The sequence below is a fragment of the Pseudomonas sp. PDM28 genome, assembly GCF_019219115.1.
In the GTDB taxonomy this organism is placed as follows: domain Bacteria; phylum Pseudomonadota; class Gammaproteobacteria; order Pseudomonadales; family Pseudomonadaceae; genus Aquipseudomonas; species Aquipseudomonas laurylsulfatiphila.
On sequence record NZ_JAHUWG010000012.1, the window covers coordinates 159792 to 171548 of the forward strand.

An 11757-nucleotide genomic window follows, 5' to 3' on the forward strand; every position below is an offset into this window, starting at 1 on the left:
AGGCGATGACCACACCACGTGAAACCCGCGACTACCAGGCCGCCGACGCTGCGCACCACATCCATGCGTTCGTCGATCAGAAAGCCCTCAACGACGAGGGACCACGGGTGATGGTCCGTGGCGAGCGCCTGCACCTGTGGGACAACGATGGCCGCCGTTACCTCGACGGCATGTCCGGGCTGTGGTGCACCAACCTCGGTTACGGGCGCAAGGACCTGGCGGCCGCGGCGAGCCAGCAACTGGAGCAGCTGCCGTACTACAACATGTTTTTCCACACCACCCACCCGCAGGTGATCGAGCTGTCCGAACTGCTGTTCAGCCTGCTGCCGGGTCACTACAGCCACGCGATCTACACTAACTCCGGCTCCGAAGCCAACGAGGTGTTGATCCGCACGGTGCGGCGTTACTGGCAGGTGCTCGGCAAGCCCGAGAAGAAAATCATGATCGGCCGTTGGAACGGCTACCACGGTTCGACCCTGGCCGCGACGGCGCTGGGCGGGATGAAATTCATGCACGAAATGGGCGGCATGATTCCGGACATCGAGCACATCGACGAGCCGTACTTCTTCGCTCACGAAGGCAACCTGACGCCAGCCGAATTCGGCCTGCGCGCGGCACAGCAACTGGAAGCGAAGATTCTCGAACTGGGGGCGGACAAGGTCGCAGGCTTCATCGCCGAACCCTTCCAGGGCGCTGGCGGGATGATCTTTCCGCCGGAAAGCTACTGGCCGGAAATCCAGCGCATCTGCCGCAAATACGATGTGCTGCTGTGCGCCGATGAAGTGATCGGTGGCTTCGGTCGTACCGGCGAATGGTTCGCCCACGAGTACTTCGGTTTCGAGCCGGACACCCTGTCCATCGCCAAGGGCCTGACCTCGGGTTACATACCCATGGGCGGCTTGATCCTGTCGAAGAAAATGGCCTCGGTGCTGGTGGAGCAGGGCGGCGTGTTTGCCCACGGCCTGACCTATTCCGGGCACCCGGTGGCGGCGGCGGTGGCGATTGCCAACCTCAAGGCCCTGCGCGATGAAGGCGTGGTGACGCGGGTCAAGGACGACATCGGTCCGTACCTGCAACAGTGCCTGCGCGAAGTGTTCGGCAAGCACCCGCTGGTGGGCGATATCCAGGGCACCGGCATGGTTGCGGCGCTGCAACTGGCCGAAGACAAATCCACGCGCAAGCGCTTCGCCAATGAGAACGACATCGCCTGGCGCTGCCGTACGATTGGCTTTGAGGAGGGGGTGATCATTCGCTCGACCTTGGGCCGGATGATCATGGCGCCAGCGTTGATTGCCAGCCGTGAAGAGATTGACGAACTGATCGCCAAGACTTTGAAAGCGGTGGATCGAACGGCGCAGGAATACGGCCGGCTCTGACTTTGTAGTGCTCTAGCGGGCCTCTTCGCGGGCAAGCCCGCTTCCACAGGATTTGTGTCGGCCGCACGTTTTGGGCACGACACATAACCTGTGGGAGCGGGCTTGCCCGCGAATGCTATGGCCGATTCAACACATTTTTCATGTCTTGCACTGAGCTTGTGCATCCTCGCCATTGCCGCCTTTTGGCGGTGCGCGCTAACGAGTTTTTTCATCGTTCGCATCCACATATTTCCTCATTTTCCTAATCCCGCCCTTGGGCCAACATCGATCTCGCCAGCCCGCCGAATGCTGCCCGCCGAAGGGTCCCTCAGAGACCACAGGTTGCAGCCGATTCAGGGCTCGCCGTACTGCCCATGACAAAACTAAATCAACAGCTTTGGGAGTGCTCCATGATCAAGTCCTTGCTTACCCGTGTTGTCCATCCACTGGCGGTCACCGCCATCGCCGCGACGGTCGCCACCAGCGCCCAGGCCGGCACCCTGTCCATCGGTCATACCACCTGGGTCGGCTACGGCACCCTGTACCTGGCCCAGGACCTGGGCTACTTCAAGGAAAACGGTTTGACCGTCGAATTGCCGGTGGTCGAAGAAGCGGCGATGTACATGGCCGCACAAGCTTCCGGCGAATTGTCCGGCTCGGCGTCGACCATCGACGAGGTGCTCAAGTACCGTCCGCAATTCTGCTTCAAGGCCGTGGCCGCGCTGGACGACAGCCATGGTGGCGACGGCGTGCTGGTAGGCAAGGACGTCAAGAGCTTGCAGGAACTCAAAGGCAAGGCCGTGGCGGTCAACGAAGGGTCGACCTCGCAGTTCTGGTTGTCGTATCTGCTGAAAAAGAACGGCATGAAAATGAGCGACATCACCGTGCAGAACATGACGGCCGACGATGCCGCCACCGCGTTCATCGCCGGTCGTGTACCCGCTGCCGTGACCTGGGAGCCGCACCTGTCGATGGTGCGCGACAAGCAGCAGGGCAAGGTGCTGATCGACAGCAGCAGCACACCGGGGGTGATCGTCGACGTGGTGGCACTGAACTGCTCCGTCATCGAAAAACAGCCGGAAGACGTCAAGGCGCTGGTCGCCGGTTTGTACAAAGCCGTGCAGTACACCAAGGATCATCCGCAGGAAGCCTACAAAATCATGGCCAAGGGCGTCGGCGGTTACCTGGCCGATCCGAAGGAAATGGAAGCGGCCGCCCAGGGCGTGCGCTTCTACGATCAGGCCATGAGCGAAAAACTGCTGGGTTCGCCGGGCAAGCCGGGTGACAGCGCACCGCTGATCAAACTGGCCAACGAGACCGCCAGCGAGCTGCAAGGCAAGCCCTACAACGTCAGCAATGACGACCTGATCGACAACCGCTTCGTCACCCCGCTCTAGGAGGCTGCATGTTCAAGCGCAATTCGTGGCTGAGCCGCTGCATCACGCCCAAGACCGGTTTGCCGGTCTCGGTGATCTGGAGCGCGAGCGGCCTGGCCTGGGTGCTGTTGGTCGGCCTTTGGGCCGGGTTGTCCTACGGCGGTGTGGTGCCGGGCATGTTCCTGCCGACGCCGGGCGCGGTGGTCGAGGCCGCTGTGCGCCTCGGTCGCGACGGCACCCTCGGCCAGCACGTGTGGGCCAGCGTCGAAGTGGTGATGGTCGGTTTCATTGTGTCGTCCCTGGTGGCCGTGCCACTGGGATTGTTGATGGGCAGCTTCCGCATCGTCCAGGCGTTCCTGGAGCCTATGGTCAACTTCATTCGCTACCTGCCGGTGACTTCGTTCGTACCGCTGTTCATCCTGTGGATCGGCATCGGTCTGGAGCAGCGGGTCTCGGTGATCATTTTCGGTGTGTTCTTCCAGCAACTGGTGATGATCGCGGACGTGTCCAAAGGCATCTCCAAGGACCTGATCAACGCCTCCTATACCCTCGGTTCGAACCGTCGTGACGCGGTGCTGCATGTGATCGCCCCGGCTTCCCTGCCAGGCGTGCTCGACACCCTGCGGGTAACCATGGGCTGGGCCTGGACTTACCTGGTGGTGGCTGAACTGGTCGCCGCCTCCAGTGGCCTGGGTTACCTGAGCCTCAAGGCCATGCGCGGCTTCCAGGTGGATGTGATTTTCCTCGCCATCGCGATCATCGGCCTGCTGGGCCTGGTCACCGATCAACTGTTCCGTTTCCTTCGTCTGAGGATTACCGCATGGGCTCAGTAACCGCCGCCACTCATCGTTTTGTTGCCCCTCAGGCTGCCCCGGTGAACGCGCCTCGGCTGCAGGTGGACAAGGTCAGCCTGCGTTACAAGAAGCCGGATGGCGGAACCTTTACCGCGTTGGAAGAAGTGTCGTTTGAGGTGCCGGACCAGCAATTTGCCGTACTGGTGGGGCCGTCGGGTTGCGGTAAATCGAGCCTGCTGTACCTCACCGCCGGCCTGGCCGAACCGACGTCGGGGGAGATCTACGTCGGCGGCCAACAAGTGGAGGGCCCCGGCGCGGATCGCGGCATGGTGTTCCAGAGCTACACGCTGTTCCCGTGGCTGACCGTGCGGCAGAACGTCGAGTTCGGCCTCAAGCGGCGCGGCATGCCGGCGGCGCAGCGCAAGGATATTGTCGACTACTACGTCAATGAAGTGGGCCTGAGCGGCTTTGCCGACAACTACGCCAAGCAGTTGTCCGGCGGGATGATGCAACGCGTCGCCATTGCCCGCGCGCTGGCCAACGACCCGCAGATCCTGTTGATGGACGAACCCTTCGGCGCCCTCGATAGCCAGACGCGCCTGCAAATGCAGCAGTTGTTGCTGCGGGTGTGGGGCAACAGCAAGAAGACCGTGTTGTTCGTGACCCACGACATCGACGAGGCGATTCTGCTCGGCGACCGGGTCTACGTCATGGGCGCCAGGCCGGGGCGGATCAAGCAGATCCTCGATGTGCCGATCGAACGACCGCGCAACCTGGACATGGTCATGGAGCGCTCATTCATCGAGATGAAGCGCGAGATCTTCGGGCTGCTGCATGATGATTTGGAGGAGGTGCATTAAGCCTGATTCCAGCCCATGCACCATCCCTGTGGGAGCGAGCTTGCTCGCGATAGCGATTTGTCATTCAACAATGATGTCGACTGACACGACGCCATCGCGAGCAAGCTCGCTCCCACAGGTTTTGCATCTGACTTGAATGAGGGGCTAGGGTGTTGCGGGTAGAAGGAACCGCGCAATCACCGGCAAGTGATCGGAGATGCGCAACGTATCGTCCTGCCGAACCATGGCCTCCACCCGTTTTATCCGCGGACTGTAGAACAGGTAGTCGACGGTCCGGTCCGGGCCGTTTAGCCCGGGATCGTTCGGGTAGTGGGTCAGCCAGCGCTCGCGCTCGATCCCGCTGGCTTCGTTGTTGGTCGGGATCATCGGGTATTTGTCCCACAGCAGGTGCAACGGGCTGTCGGCGGAGTAGGGTGCGCGTTGCGCATCGGACAGGCGTCGATACTGACCCAGCGGCAACAGGTTGAAATCCCCGCCGATCAACCACGGCGTGCCACGGCTTTCGAGTTTATCGAGGGTCCTGGCCACGGCGTTCACCTGGTTTTGCAAGGTGTTGTCGGCTTGTGTCGCACGTTCCAGATGGGTATTGAGCACCGCCATCTGCCCACCGTCACTCAACGGCAAGTAGCTCACCAGCAAGGCGTTTCTGGGGTTGAATTGGCGGCTGAGCGGATTGCCCGAGACAACGGGTAGTTGCAGGCGTTGGGCATGTTCGATCCGGTAGCGGCTCAGGGTTGCCAGTTGCCGGCCGACGCTGCCGAAGATATGCGGGTCCGGTACGAAGTCGGCCTTCCAGTCGAAGGCGCTGACGTTGCATGGGTACAAATCGGCGAGCCGTTCCTGCAGCAGTTTGAACTGGTGCTGGTAATCGCTGGCCTTGGCGCCGTCGTCCAGCTCCTGCAACAGCACGATGTCCGGTTGTTCGTCGCGAATCACCCGCGCCACTTCGTCGAGGCTGAAGGCCATGTCTTCCGCTGTGGGACGTTCGTCGGTACCGGCGGCCAGGTCATTCCAGAACACGTAACGCTTGCCGGCCAGGTACTGGACGTTCCAGGTCATCACTTTCAGCGCCTGCCCGGGGACCAGGGCGGGGGCCTGGCCGCTGCAACTCACGGGTAACTCTTCTTTGGCTTCGGGGCGCCAGGTCAGGCTGTAGGTCGTCACGGCGATCAGGCCGATCACGATCAGCAGGCCCAGCAGGGTGTGGCGCAGTAGACGGGTCATGGCTCGGCTTATTGGCGTTGCAAAATTGTTCCCGAGCATACCCGAGAGCGATGGGCGCACCCAAGGTCAGAGCGAGTTGTCATTGCTCTCAGGCAACGGGTTGATCAGCATGAACAAACGGAACAGCACCACGCTGGTAAACAGCTGCAGGAAACTGTGGGCGCTGTCGATCAGCAACGAGATCACCGGGTTCTGCGGTTCAGGGTACACCGCCAGTGTCGCCCCCTTGAGCAGCCACAGCGGGCCCATCACACACAGAATGCACAGCAGGATGCGCAGGAAGTGACCTTGGGTCATGCGCAGGCTTTCCTTCATGGCCGCCAGCGGCGCCATGCCGCGCAACACCAGCAGATATTCGCCAAACGCCAGGGTCACCATCAGATAGATGCCCGGCAGGAAATACAGCGACAGGCCCAGCAGAATCAGTACGGTATTGAGCGCCGTCAGCAGGGCGAAACGCGGCCACAGACTCGCCGCCATCGCCAGCAGGTCGCGGTTGCGCGGCGATTCGCCCCGGCTGCGGGCGTCGAGAAACAGGATCAGCGCGGCGGTGTACAGCGGGTACACCAGCAAGCCGACAATCACACTGATGCCAGGGAAACTGTCCGGCTCCGTGGAGTGGTCGACCACTTGCTGCAGCAACGCCTCAAAAATGACCAGCGGCAGGCACAGCTGCACGATCTGGCCCAGATTGCGCTTGAAGAAATACAGGGAGTCACGCAGCACATCTAACGGATTCATCGGTTGGTATCGCAGGTTGGAAGCAGTGGTCCACTTTAACCGATCAGGTGCCGGGAGACGCAAACGTAAACGTTCAGTAAAGGTCATTGAAACAGTTTGTTTCAGCCTCCATTAAGGTCGGGCACCTTATCCTCATTGGATAAAGGCAACGATTTTCCCGGCAATCTACGAGGTCGCCATGAACAGCGAAGAACAAACCCTGATCGATGGACTGTTTTCCCGGCTGCAACAGGCCGAAACGGACTCAGCCCCGCGCGACGCCCAGGCCGAGGCGCGGATCAAGGAACACCTGACGCGCCAGCCTGCGGCAGGATATTTCATGACCCAGGCGATTCTGGTGCAAGAGGCAGCGATCAAGAGCCTCGATGAGCAGAACCAGCAACTGACCCGGCAAGTCCAGCAATTGCAGGCCGAACTGCAACAGGCCAAGGCCCAGGCGACCCCGGCTCCGGCGTCGGGCAGCGGTGGCTTTTTGTCGAGTATCTTTGGCGGCGCGTCCCGTGATCCACAACCGGCACCGACCCAGAGCTCGGCGCCATCGAGCGGTGGCTGGCGTGAACCGGGACGCTCGTCGTTCGGTTCGCAAGCGCCACAGCAGAACTTCGGTGGCCCGCAACAGAATTTTCCACAACAGGGCTATGCCCCGCAGCAGCAAGCACCGGCAGCGGCCGGCAGCAGTTTCCTCGGTGGTGCACTGAAAACCGCCGCTGGCGTGGCGGGTGGCGTGATGCTGGCTCAAGGCATCAGCAGCCTGTTCCATCACAATCAGCAACCGGAAGTCGTCGAAGTCATCAAGGAAGAGCCGGCCCAGGTCAACGACCAGGGCAACAATGGCTGGGGCGATGACCAGCGCATGGCCGGCAATGATTCCTGGAGCAACGATCAGGGCGGCTTCAGCGACGCTGACTACAGCGATGACTCGCTCTTCGGCGGCGACGACGATTCCTTCGTCTGACACCCAGTGGCGAGGGAGCTTGCTCCCGTTGGACTGCGTAGCAGGCCCCCTCGGACTCCAAAGTAACGGGGCTGCTTCGCACCCCAACGGGAGCAAGCTCCCTCGCCACATAGCCGATTATTCGCGGAACAATCCTCTGGGCTGGCATACTGGGCGACCTTTCGGGCCTGGTGCCTGATTCAGCCTTGAGGAAAGCCGGTGAAAAAAATCGCAGTGTTCGCCGATGTCCAGAACCTCTACTACACCGTGCGTCAGGCTTATGGTTGCCACTTCAACTATGCCGCGCTGTGGGCTGATATCAGCCAGCAGGGCGAGATCGTCGAAGCCTATGCCTACGCCATCGACCGTGGCGACAGCAAACAGCAGCAGTTCCAGCAGATCCTGCGCAACCTCGGTTTCACCGTGAAGCTCAAGCCGTACATCCAGCGCAGCGATGGTTCGGCCAAGGGTGACTGGGACGTGGGCATCACGCTCGACATCATGGATGCCGCCGACCATGTCGATGAAATCGTCCTGGCTTCTGGCGATGGCGATTTCGACATGCTGCTCGAACGCATCATCAGCAAGCATGGCGTGCAAGCCGTGGCCTACGGCGTACCGGGGCTGACGGCCAACTCGCTGATCCGCGCCGCCAGCCGCTACGTGCCGATCGAAGGCGCGTTGCTGCTCAAGAATTGATTTTTACGGAGTTGAACCAGGTTTGGAACGCATCGCAGTCATCGACTTTGAAACCACCGGGATCTCCCCGAGCAGCAGCTGCCGGGCCACGGAAATTGCCGTGGTGATCCTTGAACAGGGGCGCATCGTCGAGCGTTACCAAAGCCTGATGAATGCCGGCGTGCGCGTCCCGGCTTTCATCGAGCAGCTCACCGGCATCAGCAACGCCATGCTGCGCACCGCGCCGTCGGCGGAGCAGGTGATGAACGAAGTGAATGAGTTCGTCGGCACCACACCCTTGCTCGCGCACAACGCCGCGTTCGACCAGAAGTTCTGGGACTTCGAGCTCGGGCGAATCAAGCGCACCCGCTTGCAGAACTTCGCCTGTTCGCTGCTGTTGGCCCGCCGCCTGATGCCCGCCGCACCGAACCACAAACTCGGCACCCTCACCACGTTTGCCAACCTGCCGCACACCGGCAAGGCTCACCGGGCCATGGCCGATGCCGAGATGGCGGCCAACCTGACGGCGCACCTGGAGGAAGAGTTGCTCCAGAAGCATGGCCTGCGCGAGCTGTCCCATGACTTGCTGTGCAAGTTGCAGAAGGTGCCGGCGGCGAAGGTGGGTGAACATCTGAAGCGCTATCGCTGATCCCGAACTCACCACAATTCCCCTGTAGGAGCGAGCCTGCGCGCGATGAACCCGAGAACAGCGCGGGGTGTCAGGTTTCCCGCGTTATCGTTGGCGACCATCGCGAGCAGGCTCGCTCCTACAGGTTCTGCGTTCGATCAAGGCCTGCCATTCCCTTCGATATGCCCCAAAGGCACTCGCTTCTCTATCGCACTGGACAACACGATCGACGTCTTGCTGAACCCGAACGTGGCGATCCGGTTGATCAGTTCTTCCAGCTCCGGCATCGAGCCCACCGCGGCCTGCATGATCACGCACGGATCGCCGGTCACCCGATGGCATTCGGTCAATTGCGGGATTTTGATCAGGTCGTCGTAGGCCTTCTGGTTGCCGTGCTGGTTCAGGCGCAGTTCGATCACGCACTGGATCGGCAGGCCGAGCTTGGCCATGTCGACCTTCGCCTGATAGCCGGTGATCACGCCGCTGGCTTCGAGCTTGGCCACGCGCTCGGCCACCGCCGGGGCGGACAGGTTGACCTTGCGCGCCAGGTCGGCGTACGACGCGCGACCGTTTTCCAGCAGGGCGCTGAGCAGCATGCGGTCGTATTTGTCCATGGGGCGACTCCTGAAAGTGGTCGACTTTCGAAAACACGGTTTATAGCGCTGAACTCCGTGTTTTGAAAAGTGTACTGGCGCTTTAAACAGGTTTTGTAACTTATTTTCCGTCGCCAGCCTTTCTAGAATAGCCGTTCACTTGTCCTTGCCTGTGAGCTGCCCCCCATGTCCGGCCTTCGTCGCTTTCCCTTACCTTTGATCGCTGCCTTTTTCGCCTTGTACGTGATTTGGGGCTCGACTTACCTGGTGATCCGCATCGGTGTGGAATTTTGGCCACCGCTGCTGCTCGCCGGCATCCGTTTCGTCATTGCCGGGACCTTGATGTACGCCTTCCTGCGCTGGCGCGGGGCGCCGACACCGACCTGGGCACAGTGGAAAGCCGCCGGGGTCATAGGCGTGTTGCTGCTCGCCTGTGGCAATGGCGCAGTCAGTGTTGCCGAGCACACAGGGGTGGCTTCTGGCGTCGCCGCATTGGCGGTAGCGACGGTGCCGCTGTTTACCTTGCTGTGCGGATATTTCTGGGGCGCACGTAATACCCGTCTCGAATGGGCCGGGATTGTGCTCGGGCTGATTGGCATTGCCATGCTCAACCTGGGCTCGAACCTGCAATCGAGCCCGTTGGGCGCGGCGTTGCTGGTTTTTGCAGCGGCGACCTGGGCGTTCGGCTCGGTATGGAGCAAACACTTGCCATTGCCACAAGGGGCAATGGCCAGTGCCGTAGAAATGCTGGTGGGCGGGGTAGTGCTGCTGATCGCCAGCGCGGTCAGCGGTGAACACCTGGAAAAGGTCCCTCCCATCGAAGGCTGGGCAGCCCTGGCGTACTTGACCGTGTTCGGCTCGATCATCGCCTTCAACGCCTACATGTACCTGTTGAAGCATGTGCGCCCGGCGGCGGCTACCAGTTATGCCTACGTCAATCCTGCGGTGGCGGTGTTGCTGGGGATCGTGTTCGTCGGCGAGACCATCGGCATCGAAGAAGCCCTGGCGATGGCTGTGATCATCAGTGCTGTGGTGTTGATCGGATTGCCGCAGTGGCGTCGGGCGCCGGTTAAGCCTGTGGTGACGGTGGTGCCGACAGAATCCCGAGTGAATTAGGGTAAACTGCGCGGCATTGCATCTTGTTTTGCACACTTGTTTTGAACAACCCGCGCTGAATTTTCCTACGGTACTCCCATGACTTTCGCCACCCTTGGCCTGATCGAACCCTTGCTGCGCTCCCTCGAGACGCTCGGCTACCAGACTCCGACGCCGGTTCAGGCGCAAGCCATTCCGGCGGTGCTGGCCGGTCGCGACCTGATGGCCGCCGCCCAGACCGGCACCGGCAAGACGGCCGGTTTCGCCCTGCCGCTGTTGCAACTGCTGGCCATGGAAGGGCCGAAAGTCACCGCCAACTCGGTCCGCGCGTTGATCCTGGTACCGACCCGCGAGCTGGCCGAGCAGGTTCACGAAGCCGTGCGCCAGTACGCCGAAAACCTGCCGCTGCGTACTTACGCGGTGTACGGCGGTGTCAGCATCAACCCGCAAATGATGAAGCTGCGCAGCGGTGTCGATCTGTTGGTGGCGACCCCGGGCCGCTTGCTCGACCTGTTCCGCCAGAACGCGCTGAAGTTCAACCAGCTGCAAACCCTGGTGCTCGACGAAGCCGACCGCATGCTCGACCTGGGGTTTTCCGAGGAGCTGGCGAACATTTATCGCGCGCTGCCGAAGAAACGTCAGACGCTGCTGTTCTCCGCGACCTTCTCCGATGACATCCGCCTGCTGGCCGGGCAGATGCTCAACGACCCGCTGAGTATCGAAGTCAGCCCGCGCAACGTGGCGGCCAATACGGTCAAGCAATGGATCGTGACCGTGGACAAGAAGCGCAAGCCGGAACTGTTTGTGCACCTGATGCGCAAGGGCAAGTGGAAGCAGGTGCTGGTGTTCGCCAAGACCCGCAACGGCGTGGACGCGCTGGTGGAAAAACTCCAGGGGCTGGGCATCAACGCCGACGGCATCCACGGTGACAAACCCCAGGCGACCCGTCAGCGCGCACTGGATCGCTTCAAGGCGAGTGAAGTGCAGATCCTGGTCGCTACTGACGTGGCGGCCCGCGGCCTGGACATCGAAGACCTGCCGTTGGTGGTCAACTTCGACTTGCCGATCGTCGCCGAGGACTACATCCACCGCATCGGTCGTACCGGCCGCGCGGGCTCGACCGGCGAGGCGATTTCCCTGGTGTGCGCCGATGAAGTGAATCTTCTGTCGGCCATCGAGATGCTGACCCGCCAGACCTTGAAGCGGCAGAACGAGCCGGACTTCGAGCCGGAGCACCGCGTACCGGACACCGATGCCAGCGGTCAGGTGATCAAGAAGCCGAAGAAACCGAAGAAGCCCAAGGCTTCCGGTGGTGGCGGTGGTAAACGCAATCTTGGCAAGTGGGTGGATAGCGGAGAGGTTGCACCGGCGGAGCCTTCGATCAAGCCGGTGCGCAAAGTGCCGGTGTTCAATACCGGGCCGCGTAAGCGTAAGCCTTAATAGCTTCAGCGACCGTTCGACCGCCATCGCGAGCAAGCT

Annotated in this window: 12 protein-coding genes; 9 read left to right on the top strand and 3 right to left on the bottom strand. The window is 61.4% G+C overall.

Features of this window, described 5'->3' with window-relative positions:
• Positions 1-5 precede the first annotated feature (5 nt).
• The 4 genes from KW841_RS25920 to KW841_RS25935 all read left to right on the top strand — a co-directional run bounded on the left by KW841_RS25920 (position 6) and on the right by KW841_RS25935 (position 4385).
• The gene (locus tag KW841_RS25920) at positions 6-1376 is read left to right on the top strand and encodes an aspartate aminotransferase family protein (RefSeq protein WP_007975821.1); all 1371 of its coding nucleotides are present in this window, start codon (positions 6-8) and stop codon (positions 1374-1376) included.
• 389 nt (positions 1377-1765) lie between these two features.
• Positions 1766-2752 carry an ABC transporter substrate-binding protein gene (locus KW841_RS25925; RefSeq protein WP_102700954.1) on the top strand — a complete coding sequence of 329 codons (987 nt, stop codon included), beginning with the start codon at positions 1766-1768 and terminating at the stop codon, positions 2750-2752.
• Between the two features lie 8 nt (positions 2753-2760).
• A complete protein-coding gene (locus tag KW841_RS25930; RefSeq protein ID WP_007975817.1) occupies positions 2761-3564 on the top strand; it encodes an ABC transporter permease in 804 nt (267 codons plus the stop codon).
• Positions 3552-4385, top strand: a complete 834-nt coding sequence (locus KW841_RS25935) for an ABC transporter ATP-binding protein (RefSeq protein WP_007975815.1) — start codon at positions 3552-3554, stop codon at positions 4383-4385. The genes KW841_RS25930 and KW841_RS25935 overlap by 13 nt, the downstream gene beginning before the upstream one ends.
• 144 nt (positions 4386-4529) lie before the next feature.
• Here the strand turns inward: KW841_RS25935 and KW841_RS25940 are convergent, their stop codons facing one another.
• The gene (locus KW841_RS25940; RefSeq protein WP_218480260.1) at positions 4530-5609 is read right to left on the bottom strand and encodes an endonuclease/exonuclease/phosphatase family protein; all 1080 of its coding nucleotides are present in this window, start codon (positions 5607-5609) and stop codon (positions 4530-4532) included.
• 66 nt (positions 5610-5675) lie between these two features.
• The gene (locus tag KW841_RS25945; RefSeq protein ID WP_007975811.1) at positions 5676-6350 is read right to left on the bottom strand and encodes a YciC family protein; all 675 of its coding nucleotides are present in this window, start codon (positions 6348-6350) and stop codon (positions 5676-5678) included.
• A gap of 178 nt (positions 6351-6528) precedes the next feature.
• On the opposite strand from KW841_RS25945, the gene KW841_RS25950 reads away from it, so the two are divergent.
• From KW841_RS25950 to KW841_RS25960, 3 genes are all read left to right on the top strand, one after another.
• Positions 6529-7305, top strand: a complete 777-nt coding sequence (locus tag KW841_RS25950) for a DUF2076 domain-containing protein (protein WP_218480261.1) — start codon at positions 6529-6531, stop codon at positions 7303-7305.
• 198 nt (positions 7306-7503) lie between these two features.
• Positions 7504-7983 carry an NYN domain-containing protein gene (locus tag KW841_RS25955; RefSeq protein WP_015096943.1) on the top strand — a complete coding sequence of 160 codons (480 nt, stop codon included), beginning with the start codon at positions 7504-7506 and terminating at the stop codon, positions 7981-7983.
• Positions 7984-8005: 22 nt separating this feature from the next.
• Positions 8006-8611, top strand: a complete 606-nt coding sequence (locus KW841_RS25960) for a PolC-type DNA polymerase III (protein ID WP_007975805.1) — start codon at positions 8006-8008, stop codon at positions 8609-8611.
• Between the two features lie 137 nt (positions 8612-8748).
• On the opposite strand, the gene KW841_RS25965 is transcribed toward KW841_RS25960, so the two are convergent.
• Positions 8749-9204 carry an Lrp/AsnC family transcriptional regulator gene (locus tag KW841_RS25965; RefSeq protein WP_218480262.1) on the bottom strand — a complete coding sequence of 152 codons (456 nt, stop codon included), beginning with the start codon at positions 9202-9204 and terminating at the stop codon, positions 8749-8751.
• Positions 9205-9369: 165 nt separating this feature from the next.
• On the opposite strand from KW841_RS25965, the gene yedA reads away from it, so the two are divergent.
• The gene (yedA, locus tag KW841_RS25970) at positions 9370-10299 is read left to right on the top strand and encodes a drug/metabolite exporter YedA (RefSeq protein WP_218480263.1); all 930 of its coding nucleotides are present in this window, start codon (positions 9370-9372) and stop codon (positions 10297-10299) included.
• Positions 10300-10377: 78 nt separating this feature from the next.
• Entirely contained in the window at positions 10378-11718 is a 1341-nt protein-coding gene (locus tag KW841_RS25975; RefSeq protein ID WP_007975800.1) for a DEAD/DEAH box helicase, read from the top strand.
• Positions 11719-11757 lie beyond the last annotated feature (39 nt).

Excerpts from the sequence above, each read along its gene's own strand:
- KW841_RS25940 (WP_218480260.1), bottom strand. The coding sequence starts at position 5,609 with ATGACCCGTCTACTGCGCCACACCCTGCTGGGCCTGCTGATCGTGATC.
- yedA (WP_218480263.1), top strand. The coding sequence starts at position 9,370 with ATGTCCGGCCTTCGTCGCTTTCCCTTACCTTTGATCGCTGCCTTTTTC.
- KW841_RS25950 (WP_218480261.1), top strand. The coding sequence starts at position 6,529 with ATGAACAGCGAAGAACAAACCCTGATCGATGGACTGTTTTCCCGGCTG.
- KW841_RS25945 (WP_007975811.1), bottom strand. The coding sequence starts at position 6,350 with ATGAATCCGTTAGATGTGCTGCGTGACTCCCTGTATTTCTTCAAGCGC.
- KW841_RS25925 (WP_102700954.1), top strand. The coding sequence starts at position 1,766 with ATGATCAAGTCCTTGCTTACCCGTGTTGTCCATCCACTGGCGGTCACC.
- KW841_RS25965 (WP_218480262.1), bottom strand. The coding sequence starts at position 9,204 with ATGGACAAATACGACCGCATGCTGCTCAGCGCCCTGCTGGAAAACGGT.
- KW841_RS25975 (WP_007975800.1), top strand. The coding sequence starts at position 10,378 with ATGACTTTCGCCACCCTTGGCCTGATCGAACCCTTGCTGCGCTCCCTC.
- KW841_RS25920 (WP_007975821.1), top strand. The coding sequence starts at position 6 with ATGACCACACCACGTGAAACCCGCGACTACCAGGCCGCCGACGCTGCG.
- KW841_RS25930 (WP_007975817.1), top strand. The coding sequence starts at position 2,761 with ATGTTCAAGCGCAATTCGTGGCTGAGCCGCTGCATCACGCCCAAGACC.
- KW841_RS25935 (WP_007975815.1), top strand. The coding sequence starts at position 3,552 with ATGGGCTCAGTAACCGCCGCCACTCATCGTTTTGTTGCCCCTCAGGCT.